This window comes from Streptomyces sp. AK010 (assembly GCF_014207295.1).
Lineage (GTDB): Bacteria > Actinomycetota > Actinomycetes > Streptomycetales > Streptomycetaceae > Streptomyces > Streptomyces massasporeus.
On record NZ_JACHCX010000014.1, the window covers coordinates 47,295 to 62,612 of the forward strand.

Below are 15,318 nucleotides of genomic sequence, written 5' to 3' on the forward strand. Positions count from 1 at the left end.
TGCAACCACTACAGAAGGAGTACTACAAATGAAGTTGTTGCAGCGCCATCCTACGAAAAGAGACCGGCTTGCGAAAGCTCACGTACTACATCGCCTGCTCCATCGACGGCTTCATCGGCGACCCGAGCGGCGACGGAACGGCGATGATCCGCTTCGTCGACGAGGAGTTCCTCGAGTTCTTCCGGCAGGAGTACCCCGAGGCGGTGCCCACCCATGGTCGCCGGGCCCTCGGCATGGACGACCTGCCGAACAAGCGGTTCGACACGATCGTCCAGGGGCGCGGCAGCTATGACCTCGCCCTGCAGGAAGGCATCACCAGCCCCTACGCCCACCTGCGCGAATACGTCGCCTCCAGCACCCTGACGGAGTCGCCGGACCCGAGCGTCGAGATCATCGCGGACGACCTGGTCGGGAAGGTCCGTGAACTGAAGGCGGAGGAGGGCGAGTTCGGCATCTACCTGTGCGGCGGATCCACGGTCGCCGGTGAACTGCTCGACGAGGTCGACGAGCTCGTCATCAAGACCTACCCGATGGTGTACGGCGCGGGCATGCCGATGTTCGGCTCCGGCGTCACGATCGCGGACTTCGCCCTGGAGTCGGTGCGCACGTTCGGCAACGGCGCACTGGTGCGCACGTACAGCAGGAAGCGCTGAGCTTCCGACCGGCCTACTCTGAGGTCATGGGCAGCGAACAACACGTCTGTCCGACCTGCGGACAGCCAGTGGAAACAGTCGTCCGGCGCCACAAGACGCTGGGCACATGGGTCCCGCTGTGGGTGGCGGGCCCGTGCCACAACCCCGAGTGCGGGGCCTACGACGCGGAAGGCGCCCGCGGCGGCGATATCGGCCACGGCCGCGATACCGGCCACGGCGGCAGTGGTGATGGCGGCCGGGGCGCCCGGCCCCCGGAAGGCGACGGGCCCGCCGGCACCACCGCCCCACCTGCCACGAGCCCGCCCGAACCGGCCCCGGGAGAAACCGCCGCGAAGAAGCCCTGACCCGTTGTCGAGATGCGCGGCCCGGCTCCGACGTTCCCTGTGAAGAGCCGCCCACCAGGGCGGTGAGAGCCGAAGGAGCGGACTCATGAAGTACCTGGTCATGGTGCAGGGCACACAGGCGGACTACGAAGCCATGCGCGGCAAGGCGTCGGCGGACTCTCCGGCCTGGAGCGAGGAGGAGCTGCAGACCATGTTCGCCTACATGGGCGCCATCAACGACGACCTGTCCGAGAGCGGCGAGTTCGTCGACGGGCAGGGCCTGGCCGAGCCGGCGCAGGCCCGGCACGTCACCCTCGGTGACGACGGCAAGGCCGTGATCACCGACGGGCCGTACAGCGAGACCAAGGAGCTGCTGGCCGGCTACTGGGTCCTGGAGTGCGAGAGCCTGGAGCGGGTCACGGAGATCGCCGACCGCGTCGCCCGCTGCCCCCAGCCGCCCGGTGCGCCCGACTACCCGGTCGTGATCCGCCCGATCATGGACGGTTCCGGGGACATCTGACGAACCGCCCGACGCCGACGGACACGCTGGTGCGAAGCACACCCGAGATCGAGGACCTGCTGCGCGGCAGCGCGCCGCAGGTCCTCGGCGCGCTGGTCAGGCGGTACGGGCACTTCGACGCCGCAGAGGACGCCGTACAGGAGGCGCTGCTCGCGGCCGCCGGGCAGTGGCCCGAAGCGGGCGTGCCCGGTAATCCGCTCGGCTGGCTGATCAAGGTCGCCTCGCGGCGGCTCACCGACGCCCTGCGCAGCGATCAGGCCCGTCGCCGGCGCGAGGAGCGGGCGGCCGCGCTCACGCCCCGCGACGCCTTCACGGCGCCGCCGCCGGGGGAGCGGGCACCCCGCGAGGACGACACGCTCTCGCTGCTGTTCCTGTGCTGCCACCCGGACCTGTCGCCGCCCGCGCAGATCGCGCTCACGCTGCGCGCCGTGGGCGGGCTGACCACGGCGGAGGTCGCCCGGGCCTGTCTCGTCCCGGAGACGACCATGGCGCAGCGCGTCAGCCGGGCCAAGCAGAAGGTGCGGGGCGTGCGCTTCGGCCGCCCGGACCGCTGGGATCAACGGCTGCCGTCCGTCCTGCAGACCCTCTACCTGATCTTCAACGAGGGCTACACGGCCACCTCCGGCGCCACCCTGCAACGCCGCGACCTCGCGGGCGAGGCCGTGCGGCTGACCCGCACGGTCCACCGGCTGCTGCCCGGCGACTGCGAGGTGACCGGTCTGCTCGCGCTGATGCTGCTCACCGACGCCCGGCGCGAGGCGCGCAGCGGCCCGCACGGCGAGCTGATCCCCCTCGACGAGCAGGACCGCGACCTCTGGGACCGCGCCGCGATCGAGGAGGGCGTCGCGCTCATCACCCGGGCCCTGTCCCGGGGCCGGCCTGGGCCGTTCCAACTGCGGGCCGCGATCGCCGCCGTGCACGACGAGGCACCCTCGCCGGAGGCGACCGACTGGGCCGAGATCCTCGGCCTGTACGACGTCCTTGTCGGCCTGGTCCCCGGCCCGGTCGAGCGCCTCAACCGAGCCGTCGCCGTCGCCATGGTCCACGGTCCGCGCGCGGGCCTTACCGAAGTGGATTCCCTGGCCGACGAGTTGAAGGGCCACCGCCTGGACGCCGTACGAGGTCACCTCCTGGAGCGCGCGGGCGAGCCCCAAGCCGCCCGGGCCGCCTACGAGTCGGCGGCCGCGCAGACACTCAGCCTGCCCGAGCAGCGCTATCTCCGGTCCCGGGCGGCGCGGTTGGGCGCCTAGTGTGTACGGCATGGGCATACCGGGGGAGCGGCGCCGCACCGTGAGGCGTCTGGTCGTGGTCGTGTGGGCGCTGGCCGTGGCCGTAGCGGGCGGGCTGACGCTGTGGATGCAGGACTCGACGGAGCCACCGGGCCCGTACGTCTGGGAACAAACGGACCCCGGCGACGCGCAGCATCTGCCGCCGTGCCCGACGCCCCGGGCCTGCGCGTACGTCACCACCCCCTAGGCGCGCAACCCGCCCGTCGCCGGGTCGCGGGTCGTCAGGCAGTACGTGCCGCCCGCCGGGTCGCGCATGACCGTCCAGCCGGGAAAGGCGGCCACGAAGGCGGCCCCGAGTTCCTCGTGCCGTGCCCGGGTCGCCGGGACGTCCGCGCAGGCGAGGTCGAGGTGGGCGGAGGCCGGGCGTTCCTCGTCGAGGCGTTGCAGGAGCAGACGGACCGGCAGGCCGGGCGGCGGCTCGACCACGTGGAACTCCGCACGGGAGCCCGGCCGCGACTCCCAGCCCTCGAGCAGCGCGCTCCAGAAGGCGACCTCCCTGTCGAAGGCCGGGGCCGGGACGTCCACGCACACCTGGTCGAGCCGGCTGCCCCGCACCACACCCGGCCGCGACGACTGCCCACGCCACGGGTCCGCGCAGAACAACTGCCCACCGGGCGAGCGCAGCACGACGAGCGACCCCAGATCGGCCACCACGCCCGCACCGAGCCGCACCGCTGTGGCGGCGAACTCCTGTACGTCGTCCACACAGAAGTCGATGTGCGCGCCCCCGGAACCCGGACCGACCGCCTGCACCTTCAGGCACGCGTCGGCGCCGTCGGGCAGCAGGGTGACGAACTCGTCGTGTTCTCCGCGCAGTTCGGACAGGCGGGTGTCCGTGACGGCCGCCCAGAAGTCGCAGGCGGCGCCGAAGGCCTCACGCGGGCGGTCGATGAAGGCGTACGTCCAGCTGATCCTCATGGGCGCGATCGTAGAGGGGCCGTGCCACCGCCACCTGCGTGAACCTTGACCTGCCCCTGCCGCACCGCTCCCCGTCCATTGGTCCGCGCTTGTTTGCATTCAGGAATGGACCACATCACGTTCCTCGTGGCGGTCGTCATCGTCACGGCGCTCGCCTTCGACTTCACCAACGGATTCCACGACACGGCGAACGCGATGGCCACATCCATCGCCACCGGCGCGCTCGCACCCCGTACTGCGGTCCTGATCAGCGGTGTCCTCAACGTCGTCGGTGCTTTCCTGTCCACGGAGGTCGCCAGGACCATCTCGGGCGGCATCGTGGACGACACCCTCGTCTCCGCGGGCATGATCTTCGCGGGACTGGTCGGCGCGATCGTGTGGAATCTGCTGACCTGGCTGGTCGGCCTGCCCTCGAGCTCCTCACACGCCCTGCTCGGCGGTCTGATCGGGGCCGTGTGGGTCGGGGCGGGCAGCCAGGGCGTCAACTTCGAGAAGGTCGTGGAGAAGGTGCTGGTGCCCGCGGTGGCCTCGCCGATCGTGGCCGGTGTCGCCGCGCTGATCGCCACCTACCTCGCCTACCGGCTCACCGACCGGGCCCGAGGGGACTCCGTCACCAAGGGCTTCCGCATCGGCCAGATCGCCTCGGCCTCGCTGGTCTCCCTGGCCCACGGCACGAACGACGCGCAGAAGACCATGGGCGTCATCACCCTCACCCTGATCTCGGCCGGCGCGCTCGGCCACCACGCCGGCCCGCCGCTGTGGGTCATCGCGTCCGCGGGCCTCGCCATCGGCCTGGGCACCTACCTGGGCGGCTGGCGGATCATCCGCACCATGGGCAAGGGCCTCACCGAGATCCAGTCGCCGCAGGGCTTCGCCGCCGAGACCGCCTCCACGACCGTCATCCTGACCTCCGCCCACCTCGGATTCGCCCTGTCCACCACGCAGGTGGCCTCGGGCAGCATCCTCGGCGCGGGGCTCGGCCGCCGGCTCGCGGAGGTCCGCTGGGGCGTCGCGGGCCGGATGGCGGTCGCCTGGGTGGTCACCCTGCCCGCCGCCGCGCTGGTCGGGGGTCTGGCCGCCGCCGTCGTGCAGAACGGCGGGGACCTCGGCACAGCGGTCGTCGCGCTGGTCGGCGCGGCCCTCGCGGCCGGCATCGTGCTCATCTCGCGCCGCAACCCGGTCCACGCGCACAACGTCAATGACGCACACGAGGCCAGCATCCGCACCGAGCCGCCGGCCAAGGTCGGCACGGCCGCCTGAACGACGGGAGCAGGACATGCAGACATGCATCCGGACTGGACCGCACGCGGCGAGGTCGCCGCGGTGAGCGTCGGCGTCACGGTCGCCGTGGTCGTCGTCTTCGCCCTCGGCCTCGCCCGCCTGGAGGGCGCCCGCGCGCAGCAGGGCGGCACCTCCGCCCTCGGCCTCGGCCAGGCCACCCTGTGCTTCCTCGTCTGCGCGGCCGTGGTGGCGTACGGGATCTACCTGATCGTCCCTCAGTTCCACTGACAGCGCCCACGACGAAGGGGCCCGACCGGTTCGCGGTCGGGCCCCTTCGCCGTACGAAGGCGATCAGGCCTTCTTGGTCTCCTAGTAATGGGCCGGGTCGGTGGCCTGCGGGGATCTTTCCTGTGGGGCGCTGACCTGGTCTTTTGGTGATTGGTGGCGATGGGGTGCGACGGTCTTGAGCGGGTGTCTTGCGGACTGGGTGCGGACCGCTGGCGCTCGTGGGCAGTAGCGATCCGGATACGTCGACAGGCCCGAGTCATTCCGGTAAGTGACACTTCCTCGCCATCGCCGCAACCCTCATATGCCACCGCAGGCTCACCAACTGAAATGACGCCCAAGTAGGAAAAACCGTGGACTTCGTCGGGATACTTGGCAGTAGAGGCGGTCGCTGGCGGTCCTTCATCCGGACGCGGCGTTTCGGCAATCAGTTTGGATGGCTGTGCCTAAAGCGCTCCGCAGTGAACGCGCGCTTGCCGACCACGGTCCCCATCGTGGCCGATGGGGCGCTGGTGGAGTGGGGACCTGCGTCGGTGCGGCGTGCCGCGGTTTCCCACGAAATCCGGTGGAGTCTCAGCGGCCGGAAGTGGTTGGGTCCTGCTCAATGCTTCGCTGACACGGCCCGGCACAGTGCGAGGCGCAAGGTCCGACTCGCAGGCGCGGTCTAGCCCGCGTGGCGTCGAGTGATGGAGGTTATCGCGGTGGCTGGTTATGGGGCGCTTTCCGACGTATACGAGTGGCTGATCGGTGACGACAGGTTGACCCCCGCCAAGGCGGCCGCGGTTTACTACAGCGATGTCGCGGGCTCTCTGCCGCCCAACGCGCGCGTCCTCGACTGCGCGTGTGGAACCGGCCAGCTCGCCGTCGGTCTCGCGAGTCTTGGCCTTGACGTGGTCGCCGCAGACGCCAGCAATGGGATGGTTCGCCGGACCGAGAAGGCCGCCGACGAGCAGGGTGTCTCGCTTCGAGCCCTCCGCGCGAGCTGGGATGAGCTGCCCGACCACCTGGAGGACTCCACGTTCGATCTGGTGTTCTGCGTCGGCAACTCGCTCGGGCACGCCGAGGGCGCAGCCGGGCGCCTGACCGCACTGGAAGCGATGTCGCGGCTGCTGAATCCGAGCGGACGCCTTGTGCTCCACTCACGCAACTGGGAGCTCGTGCGCTCCGCCGGCTCACGGGTAGACGTCCGCGATCGACTCATCCGCCGCAACGACCGCGATGCGGTCGTCAGCTACTACTGGCAGATCGAGCAGTGCTGGGAGCAGGAACACTTCCTCGAGATCGTGGTCGCCCAGATCGAGCCGGATGGGGCAGTGCGAGCCTGCTCGGAGCGGTTGTCCATCTGGCCCTACCGGTACGAGGACCTCGTGGCGCAGTTGCGGAGTGTCGGGCTCACGGTGCAGTCCACCACCTTCGACCCCGAGAACGATGGATACCTGGTGGTCGCCAGCCGCGACCAGACGCGAGGCACGTCTGAGCCGGCGCGCTGATCCGCCTTTCGTCGTCGTTGCCAACCTGCCAGCTCGCGACCGCCTGCAGCGCTTCGCGAAGTGTTCAGCGCTTGAAGCGGTTGCTGCGGGTGCGGTCCTCACCCTGCATCTGACCTGCTCAAGCTGAGGTTGGAAACAGCTCACTGCCCCGGTCACACCTGCATATCCGCTCCCGACCTGCAGAGTTGGAGGATCCCGCGCCGCAGCCCTCCCCGATCGCGCGCTTGATATCTAGTCCTCGCGCCCCTACACAATCCTCCGCTACCCGATCACGACTCAACGACTGTCATGGCCAGAGCCTTGCAGTCTGTATGGATCAGAATCAGGACGTAACCGGCTAAGCATATAAATACCCCCTGAGTTCCGGGAAGCTACAAAAACCCCATACTCCTGAACCGCCCCACGGCTAGCATTACGCCCCTAGATGCGGCACGAGCACCATGGCAGTGGAGTCGGCATGACCGTCACGGACAACGAAACCCCTGATGCAGGGGTCCCGAAGAGTGCGGGGGCGAGCGATGAGGAGAAGAAGCTCTCCCTGCTCACCTATGCCGACCTGGCCGAGGCTGCAACCAGGATGCAGGCTGGTGCGACTAAGACGAAAGCGGGCTGGGAGAACCTGCGAGCGTTGATTGCTCGACTCCAAGGCGAGAATGCAGGTGCGCTTGACCCTACCCAGGGGGAGGCATGGGGAATAAAGGGACTTCGCCTTTGCGGATTCCAGGGAACTACATCTGAATTTTTCATGCAGATCGATCCCTCTCCCGGGATCAGCATCTATCACGGGCCGAACGGATCTGGTAAGTCGACCATTTCTGACGGTATTCGAACCGCCATCTCCGGAAAAACGGGATGGTGGGCCGATGTAGCCGCACCGACAGGGCGAAGTAAATTTGATCCGCTCTGGGAAAAGATCAACAGGGCTCGTGACAGTGCACAATCTTGGGCAGAAGTCACCCTTGTGCGAAACAGTGAAGAGCTGGTACTGAGGTGTGAACTCACTGACGACGGCGAAGTCAAGGATGCTTACGGCGAATGGACAACCTCATCTGGCAAAGCATGCCGTGTTGATATGGGAAGTGCGTGGCGTCATGCACTGGAAGGACATCCGCCTGTCTTTTCGTACGCCGAGGTGGAGCGGCGTGTTCAGCAGAGTAACGATTTGCAACGCTATATTGCCAATCTCCTTGCGCTCGGAGGGGCGTTCACTCATCTAGAGGCCCTGGTGTCCGAGTTGAGTGAGGCTGCTTCGGCGAGTAAAAAGAAAATCGATGCCGCTCTCAAGGATGGCAAAGCCCGGGTCGCCGAGGTTGACCATAAATTTCGCCTCGACGAGTCAGCGGTCAATATCGGTGACATTTCCTGGCCGGCAATTGATGATGATGTCGAGGACTGGCTAACGCGACATAATCTTGTGGACGCCGGCTCGCTCACGGTCGAAGTCACAGGCGCAGACGTAGAACGCCTGAGAGTGGCGATGTCAGGCGTGGATGGCGCGTTCCAGAAACTGGAAAGTGCCCCCGAGCTGACTAGTCCGAGAATTGCTCAGCATCTGGATGCTCTTTATAAGGATGCTGTGGAGATTACTTCGCCTGGTTCGATATGCCCAGTTTGCAATTCGATAGTCGATAACTGGGTAGAAACCCTGCAGGAGAACGTAGAGCGACATGCCGTGCTGTCGCCGATTCACGAAGAGGCGCGCGATGCGTTGAGTGACCTCAGAGACGCGTCTGTCGTAGTGAATTGCGTAGCGGAAGTTCTCGCGCTGATTAGCTCGACTGAAAATGGCTACAGGATTGCATCGACGGCTGCAGCGAAGGTTGCAGAGCGCCTTCGCGCCGTGATGAGTTCTTACGGAAGCCGGCCTGCGCCGGAGGTGCGTGAGGGGTTCCTGGCCCTTAGGAACTCCATCAGCACTGCCGACTGGGATGGGGCAAGCGCCGCGGCAGTCGAAGCGAGCGAGGTCACGCGGAAGTGGCTTCGGGAGCGTAGAGGGGCTCTTGAGAACTTTTTGCATATCTGGCGCACGGAGCAGGAAAAGGCCAGGCAGAGCGCCCTGTGGCAAGAGACCAAGAAGTGTTCCAGTACTCTCGCTGACAAGCTGCGAAAAGAACGCACGGAACACTTTAAGGAAAAGGCCGATAAGCGAGTCAGGCAGTTGCTTGAGGACGTTGGCATCTATCTGGATGGGATTCATCTGACTACAACCAGAGCCGACGTGAGTGTGAGCAATTCGAGTGGTCAGGAATTGCAGCTGTCCATGCTGAGTGCCGGGCAGAGAAACGCCTTCCTGCTCGCCCCGTTGCTCTCTACTGCCGAGTCGGGACCTTTCTCATTTCTGATCCTGGACGACCCTGTTCATGCATTTGATGAGATCCGAGTTGATCGTCTGGCCGCAGTATTGGTCGATCTCAGTTTCGAGAGGCGGGTTATCGTTTTTACCCATGATGAACGGCTGAAGCAGCACCTCCTTGCTCGGGCAGCTAACGGTCAAGCCTGGCGAGTCAGCCGCGACGTCGAGAAGGGGGAAATCAGCATCGAATCAACGGATGAGATGTGGAGGGTCCTGCTCGATGATGCGCGAAATATCGTCACTTGGGCTCCGCGACCGTCACCTACGACCTATCTGACCGAAGCGCAGGTTGTTAGGGGGCTTTGTCGGCAGGCGGTCGATCATGCTCTGCATTCTTGCGTTGTCCGCTACTCGCTAGCGCAGAGGCAGGATGTGGCACGCAATGTTTCATCTATTGACGCAGTTGACAATACCCCCAAGAGGGTTGCTTTTGCGGAAGAGCTTATAAATCAGACGCATAGTGGTAGAAACCCGATCGATGAGTTCAGTAAGATCTGTGGGCATTACCTGCGTGGCTGGAACAAGGCGGTTCACGGATCTGATGACGCGAAGGCGAACCTGACCCTGGAGATCGAAAAGGCGCGGGAGGCTTGCGCAGTGATCACTTCTTGGGACTTCTCGTGAAGCTCGACACCGCGTCTCGACGCCGCATTGAAGTGTTTGAGTTGAGGCTCCGTATCGAGCTGGCCACTATCGAGGCTTACCATAGAGTTTGTCAGCCGGAAAATCCGCTTCTGTTCATCAATAACGTACCAGGTCGGCTCTCCATCGTTATCGGCCTGGTGCCCCCAGAGGAATTTGCGGAAGCGGCAGGGTTGGTGCGCCTGGTCAGGCATGTTTACGGCCGAGCATCGGATATCCTGCACGGTCGATCGAGTATGGTTGATGCCCCCGCCGTGATAATCGACGAATGGCGCAGTATCGTTGAGAGGTTGGAGACTCTAGCTGGCGTACGGCCAGTTGTAGATTCGAACTAAAGATTTCTGGATGCTCGATTACCGGCCCACTGTATACGCTGTGCTTGCCTCAATAGCGGTAGTGTTGAAAACGGCCGCTTGGAAGGCGTCGGCGTCTCTACCGCCAGCCATCGAGGGAGACTTCCGGGCCGTTGGCAAGATAGCTGCGGAGCGCGCTGGCGGTAGTGTCCACGAATTCCTCTGGGATAGCGTCGGCGTCAACCCAGCGGACCTGGGCGTGCTTGCGCGGTTCGCGATTCACGGGCTCGCCGGTCCATTCGTGGGCGGCGAAGACGACGGTGAGGAAGCCATTGGGGGCTTCCACGCCCCAGGCGCCATGGATGATGTGGGCGACCTTCAAGAACTCGGGCTTCACGGTCAGGCCCGTCTCCTCGTACAGCTCCCGCACCGCCGTCTCGGTGATGGGTTCGCCAGGTTCGCTCTTGCCGACGGGGAGGTCCCACATGCCCTGGGCGAACTTGGCGTTCTGGCTGCGTTGGAGGAGGACGACGCGGTTGGTGGCCTTGTCGTGGACGATGACGGCGGCGACCAGCAGGGTCATGGATTCGAGGGCGGGCGGCAAGGCTTTGGGCTGGTCGTCGGTTGTCCGCTGAGCCACGGCGTGTGTCCCTTCGTCGGCCGGTTGGTGGCAGCTTAGGCCAGTGCTTCGCGTGCGCGGCGGGCGAGTTCGGCGGCTCCGGGCACTTTGCGGCGCTGGTAGATGGAGAGGGTGGAGCGGAGCGAGGTGATCGCTTTGCGGGTGCGGTCGGACGTCATGCCCTCCATCAAGGTCAGGGCCTGTGACCAGGCGGCGACGGCTTCGTCGGCTCGGGCCTGGGCAGCGAGGCTGTCGCCGAGATCGGCGTGTGTGAGGGCGTGGACGCGCTTGTACTTCTCGGGGTCCCAGCGCACCAGGGCATCGCGGTGCTGTTGTTCGGTGCCCACGTGGTCGGCGAGGTCGGTCAGTGTGCGGGCGGTGTGGCTGGCGACGGTGCCGGCGGCCGGGCCGCTGACGCGGGAGTAGCTGGGCTGGGGCCCGTCGTCGCGCAGGAGGGCGTCTTCGGCGGCGAGCAGAGCGCGGGCCGCTGCGGGCTTCGCGCCGACCGCGGCGTAGGCGCGGGCGTGGGTGATGTGCAGTAGCGCCTCGGTCTGGCCGTCGACGTGGCCCAGGCCGCGGGTCAGGGCGCCTTCGACGAGGTCGACGCAGTGGTGGGGCTGTTTGAGGCTCAGTGCCTGGTGGGCGAGGGCACGCATCATCCAGGAGGCGTGGCCGCGTGGGTCGGCTTCGCAGGCGAGCTGGTAGCCGACCTGGTAGTAGCGCTGGGCGGCGCCTTCTTGGCCGAGGTCGTGGTGCTTCCACCCGGCGAGGTACGCGAGTTCGGCGACGGCACCGAAGGCCGCTTGCCGTAGAGCTTCATTCGGGAATCGGCCGCGGAGCATGGGAGCCGCCGTGTCGGCGAGGTAGGCCGTGACCGTGGTCAGGCCATGGCCGCCACCGAGGCGTTCGTCAGCCGCACTGAAGGCTGCGGTGATCTGCCGTACGACCTCCACGTCCTCCATGCCGACCAGCGAGCTGCCGGTGCGGGCCCGCAGCATGCGGGCGGTGGCCTCGTGGTCGTAGAAGAGCGGCATGGCCACGCCGGCCGTGGTGAAGGCAGCCACGGCAAGGAAACGGCGGCGTTCGACGTCGGCACGGCCCAGATCGGTGGCGGCCAGAACAGGATCGGGCTCCTGCGCCACCGTGGTTTCGGGTGCTCGAAGGCCAATCTCGACCAGAGTGACGTTGCGGCCTGTCCGGCGGGACAGTGCCTCAGCGAGGTACTGGCCGGTCCGTCCGGTCGGCAGGCGTGTGCCGTTCACCCAGTGGGAGACGGCCGACTTGTTGGTCTGGAGGATCTCGCCGTTCTCGGCCGCGATGCGCCGGATGTCCTTTGCCAGTGCCTCGTACGTGCAGCCGATCGCCTCGATGACATCACGCAGGCGGGAGTTGGGGCCTCTCGGCGCTGCCACGATCGCCTCCGCTCCGGAGCTGTAAACCGCGTATACCGCTTCAACTGCCTCTCACCGTACCCACTGTGCGTGACGGAGGGTTCACTAATCATCAGCCGCCCGGCCTCGGTCCGACACCGTGACCAGGCTCCCCAATCGGCCGGGCGGCCCCCGAAGTTCCGTACGCCTACACCGGGTTCGGGCATTCCTGTGCCCGAACCCGGCCGATCAGAGACGGAGACACGGTGACCACCATCGACACCAAGGCCGCCATCACGGTCGTACTGCCTGAGACGTTCGACGAGCGCTGGAGCCGTTTGCCCGGCATCCAGGTCGACGGCCAGCGCATCACCATCGACCCGGCCGAGTACTTCTTCCGCTTCGAGTCCAACACCTGGCTCGTCGCCGATTGGGAACTGGTCAAGTCCCAGCTCCTGGAGGTGCAGGAGACCACCGAGAGCGCGGTCGAGCAGCTCGCGCTGGACTTCATCAAGGCCCACGCCGCCTCTACCTCGGACGCCGCCCGAGTCCTGTCCACCGCCTACGAGGTGTACGCCTACCTCTTCCGCGACGAGCATCTCGCCAGCCTCGGCCTGCCGCAGATCACCGCCGAGCACCTGCGGATGCTGCGCGAGGCAGCCACGCTGATGGCGCTCAACAAGGTGGAGCTGGACGGGCACATCTCCAACGTCGGCCCGTGCTGGTTCTTCCCCGCCGCCACCTCCGTCGTCTTCGACCTGGACGACGAGATGGGTGGGACGCTCGACGAGGTCTACCACGGCGGCTGGTTCAACGAGCACCGCCGTATCGAGTCCATCAAGGCCCACGCGGCCCTCGGGGGCCGACTCGTGCACGGCTGCCAGTCCGTGCCGGACCAGTCCGGCGGCGTCGTCGCGCCCTACGGTGCGTCGATGACCGCCTTCCGCGACGACCTCGCGGCCTTCAAGGCCGGTTGGATCGAGCAGGTCTACGCCCGTCGCGTGAGCCCTGCCGCGTAGCACCGCACCGCACGCCAGGCTCCGGGGCGGGCCGGCACCTCTAACCCGCCCCGGACGCCTTCAACCTCTCTGGAGCCCCCACGTGACCGCGAACCCCAGCGCCGAACTCCTCGACAACCTGCTCACCATGGCCGGACGGACCACCGCCGTGCGCGAGGAGGTGCGCGTGTGGTCCATGTCCAGTGTCGAGCGCCTGACCTTCCCCGACGCCAGCACCGTGATCTTCAAGTACGCGAAGCGGCCCTTCGACAGTGAGGACCAGGCCCTCCGGCTGGCACATACGCTCGGTGTCCCCGTCCCGCAGGTTAACGCCTCCGCCGTCCTGGACGGCTGGCTGGGCATGCTCATGGAAGACCTGGGCCCCGCCGTCCGCGACGCCGACGACCTCGACGGCACCGCTGCGGCCGTGGTCCTGCACGGCACCCGGACGGCTGCTGCCTTGCCCGTCCTCGACCAGGTCCGCCTCCGCACGCTGCCGAACCGGGCCCTGGAGCACCTCGCCCTGCTCCGCAAGGCCGAGCGCTGGCAAGACACGGACGACATCGAGGACGCACTCGACCGGATCGCTCAGGCCGCCAAGGCCCGGTCGGCCGGTACGACGGTGGCGCCGTTCGGCTGGGTGCACTCCGAGTTCCACCCCACCAGCCTCTACATTGGCCAACACGGCTGGCGGCTGCTGGACTTCGCCCGCGCCTTTACCGGCCCCGGCCTGCTCGACCTGGCCAGCTGGCACGGCACCCTGGACACTCCCGATCCCGTACGTCTGCGGGTCTTCCTGGAGCAGTACGTCACCGCCGGCGGCACCCCCGACGCCCTCACTCGGCGCGGCGGACTCACCGCTGAGAACTGGGCGCTGGGCTGGCACCGCATGTGGGCCGTCGAGTGGTTCATGGAACAGTCCATCCGCTGGATCAACGACTCGGCCACCGACCCCGCCTACATCAAGGCCGTACGCCGCCACCTCACCGACGTCCTCCACCTTCTGGAGGTCTGACGTGCTCGCCCAGGCTTCCCCGTGGTACGTCCACGCCCTCCAGCGCACTACGGCCAGCCCCGCCGAGCCGCTGTCGGTACCCGCACGGATGGAATGGACGACTCGGCCGGGCAGCGGGCCCGGAGCCGAGATTCTCGGCTCGGATCTGCGCCGCAAGCGGCTGCTGGAACTCGGCTGCGGCCCCGGTCACAACGCCGCCCACCTTGCCACCCGCTACGGAGCCCAGGTCACCGGCGTCGATCTAGTCGGCCTGCAGGTCCGCCGAGCCCGGTCGCACTACGGGCGGCTGAACAATCTGACCTTCGTCGCCGGCCATGCCCTGCACTACCTGCAAGCCTCCGACGAGCAGTTCGACGCCATCTACTCCGTGTTCGGGGCCATCGGCTTGGTAGCCCCCGAGCTTCTGCTCCCGGCCATCGCCCAGCACCTCAAACCCGGGCGCACCCTCGCCTTCTCCGTCCCCCACCCCAAGCGCGGCGGCTTGCGACCCACCGCCGACGACCGACCCCGCCGGGACTACGTCACTCTCCCTGACCGCACCCGCCTACCCATCGCCCGCTGGGACTTCGATGCCGACCGCTGGGAGAAGCACCTCGACCGCGCCGGCCTCTGGCTCGCCTCGGCCCAGGAGTTCCACGACGCCCGTCGCGGCCTCTGGCCCACCACGTTGCTGATCACCGCGCGCAAGCTCTGACCCCCACTCGGCCGTCTCTTGGGAGAAACCGATGCGCCCGCCCTATCTGCTCCTCGACGTCGACGGCGTCCTCATCCCCTTCCCGGACGCCGATGGGACCAGTCCGGCCACCCATGACCGCCACGATGTCGTTCCCACCGGCCGTAGCGCCGACGATCCGGTCACCGTATGGCTCAGCCCGAGCCATGGCCCCTTGCTCCTGGACGTCATACGGACCGGCCTGGTCACCCCGGTCTGGTGCACCAGCTGGCGCCAGGACGCCACCACACTGATCGGGCCGCTCCTCGGCCTCCCGTCCCTGCCATACGTCGACCTCCCGCGTCCGCAGATCACCACCAGCCACCCCAACGGCTATCTCTGGAAACGAGACCATGTCGATGTCTGGCTGGGCGACACGCCTGTTGCTTGGGTCGACGATGACTTCACCGCCCTTGACCATGCCTGGGCAGCAGAGCGCACGGCGCGGGGCATGGCGACTTTCTTGGTCCAGCCTGATCCCCACATTGGGTTGTTGGCCGAGCACCTGGCTGAAGTCATGGAATGGGTTGGCCGCTTGTCCGTCGTGCCAGCCAGCGAATCCGCTTCTGCTCCTGGAGCCGAAGCAGCCTGAAGTGATCACAGAGCAGGACGGCAAC

Annotated in this window: 17 protein-coding genes; 14 read left to right on the forward strand and 3 right to left on the reverse strand. The window is 66.9% G+C overall.

Annotation, left to right across the window (positions count from 1 at the left end):
* Nucleotides 1-68: 68 nt before the first annotated feature.
* The 5 genes from HDC93_RS25065 (at nt 69) to HDC93_RS25085 (ending at nt 2,972) form a co-directional block, all read left to right on the forward strand.
* The gene (locus HDC93_RS25065) at nt 69-653 is read left to right on the forward strand and encodes a dihydrofolate reductase family protein (RefSeq protein WP_185013095.1); all 585 of its coding nucleotides are present in this window, start codon (nt 69-71) and stop codon (nt 651-653) included.
* Nucleotides 654-679: 26 nt separating this feature from the next.
* A complete protein-coding gene (locus HDC93_RS25070; protein ID WP_185013239.1) occupies nt 680-997 on the forward strand; it encodes a hypothetical protein in 318 nt (105 codons plus the stop codon).
* An 85-nt stretch (nt 998-1,082) separates the two neighbouring features.
* Nucleotides 1,083-1,496: a YciI family protein gene (locus tag HDC93_RS25075; protein ID WP_185013096.1), complete on the forward strand. Its 414-nt coding sequence runs from the start codon at nt 1,083-1,085 to the stop codon at nt 1,494-1,496.
* 29 nt (nt 1,497-1,525) lie between these two features.
* Nucleotides 1,526-2,746 carry an RNA polymerase sigma factor gene (locus tag HDC93_RS25080; RefSeq protein ID WP_185013097.1) on the forward strand — a complete coding sequence of 407 codons (1,221 nt, stop codon included), beginning with the start codon at nt 1,526-1,528 and terminating at the stop codon, nt 2,744-2,746.
* A 10-nt stretch (nt 2,747-2,756) separates the two neighbouring features.
* Entirely contained in the window at nt 2,757-2,972 is a 216-nt protein-coding gene (locus HDC93_RS25085; RefSeq protein ID WP_185013098.1) for a hypothetical protein, read from the forward strand.
* Here the strand turns inward: HDC93_RS25085 and HDC93_RS25090 are convergent.
* The gene (locus HDC93_RS25090; RefSeq protein ID WP_185013099.1) at nt 2,969-3,703 is read right to left on the reverse strand and encodes a VOC family protein; all 735 of its coding nucleotides are present in this window, start codon (nt 3,701-3,703) and stop codon (nt 2,969-2,971) included. The two genes, HDC93_RS25085 and HDC93_RS25090, sit on opposite strands and share 4 nt — an antisense overlap.
* Nucleotides 3,704-3,808: 105 nt before the next feature.
* Between HDC93_RS25090 and HDC93_RS25095 the strand changes: the two genes are divergently transcribed.
* From HDC93_RS25095 to HDC93_RS25115, 5 genes are all read left to right on the forward strand, one after another.
* Complete coding sequence (locus HDC93_RS25095) at nt 3,809-4,963, forward strand: inorganic phosphate transporter (protein WP_185013100.1); 1,155 nt, start codon at nt 3,809-3,811, stop codon at nt 4,961-4,963.
* Between the two features lie 24 nt (nt 4,964-4,987).
* A complete protein-coding gene (locus HDC93_RS25100; RefSeq protein WP_185013101.1) occupies nt 4,988-5,212 on the forward strand; it encodes a hypothetical protein in 225 nt (74 codons plus the stop codon).
* Between the two features lie 683 nt (nt 5,213-5,895).
* Nucleotides 5,896-6,699 (forward strand): class I SAM-dependent methyltransferase, encoded by an 804-nt coding sequence (locus HDC93_RS25105; RefSeq protein ID WP_185013102.1) that lies wholly within the window; start codon nt 5,896-5,898, stop codon nt 6,697-6,699.
* Nucleotides 6,700-7,156: 457 nt separating this feature from the next.
* The gene (locus tag HDC93_RS25110; protein ID WP_185013103.1) at nt 7,157-9,676 is read left to right on the forward strand and encodes an AAA family ATPase; all 2,520 of its coding nucleotides are present in this window, start codon (nt 7,157-7,159) and stop codon (nt 9,674-9,676) included.
* On the forward strand, nt 9,673-10,029 hold the full coding sequence (locus tag HDC93_RS25115; protein ID WP_185013104.1) for a hypothetical protein: 357 nt from the start codon (nt 9,673-9,675) through the stop codon (nt 10,027-10,029). The genes HDC93_RS25110 and HDC93_RS25115 overlap by 4 nt, the downstream gene beginning before the upstream one ends.
* Nucleotides 10,030-10,126: 97 nt before the next feature.
* On the opposite strand, the gene HDC93_RS25120 is transcribed toward HDC93_RS25115, so the two are convergent.
* Both HDC93_RS25120 and HDC93_RS25125 read right to left on the reverse strand, forming a co-directional pair.
* Nucleotides 10,127-10,627 carry an NUDIX domain-containing protein gene (locus HDC93_RS25120; RefSeq protein ID WP_185013105.1) on the reverse strand — a complete coding sequence of 167 codons (501 nt, stop codon included), beginning with the start codon at nt 10,625-10,627 and terminating at the stop codon, nt 10,127-10,129.
* 35 nt (nt 10,628-10,662) lie between these two features.
* Entirely contained in the window at nt 10,663-12,018 is a 1,356-nt protein-coding gene (locus HDC93_RS25125; RefSeq protein WP_185013106.1) for a tetratricopeptide repeat protein, read from the reverse strand.
* Between the two features lie 224 nt (nt 12,019-12,242).
* Here HDC93_RS25125 and HDC93_RS25130 point away from each other — a divergent pair, with 224 nt between their 5' ends.
* The 4 genes from HDC93_RS25130 (at nt 12,243) to HDC93_RS25145 (ending at nt 15,293) form a co-directional block, all read left to right on the forward strand.
* Nucleotides 12,243-12,995 carry a hypothetical protein gene (locus tag HDC93_RS25130; RefSeq protein WP_185013107.1) on the forward strand — a complete coding sequence of 251 codons (753 nt, stop codon included), beginning with the start codon at nt 12,243-12,245 and terminating at the stop codon, nt 12,993-12,995.
* An 82-nt stretch (nt 12,996-13,077) separates the two neighbouring features.
* Nucleotides 13,078-13,989 carry a phosphotransferase gene (locus tag HDC93_RS25135; RefSeq protein WP_185013108.1) on the forward strand — a complete coding sequence of 304 codons (912 nt, stop codon included), beginning with the start codon at nt 13,078-13,080 and terminating at the stop codon, nt 13,987-13,989.
* Nucleotide 13,990: 1 nt separating this feature from the next.
* Nucleotides 13,991-14,683 (forward strand): class I SAM-dependent methyltransferase, encoded by a 693-nt coding sequence (locus tag HDC93_RS25140; RefSeq protein ID WP_185013109.1) that lies wholly within the window; start codon nt 13,991-13,993, stop codon nt 14,681-14,683.
* A 31-nt stretch (nt 14,684-14,714) separates the two neighbouring features.
* Nucleotides 14,715-15,293: an HAD domain-containing protein gene (locus HDC93_RS25145; protein ID WP_185013110.1), complete on the forward strand. Its 579-nt coding sequence runs from the start codon at nt 14,715-14,717 to the stop codon at nt 15,291-15,293.
* The last annotated feature ends 25 nt before the right edge of the window (nt 15,294-15,318 follow it).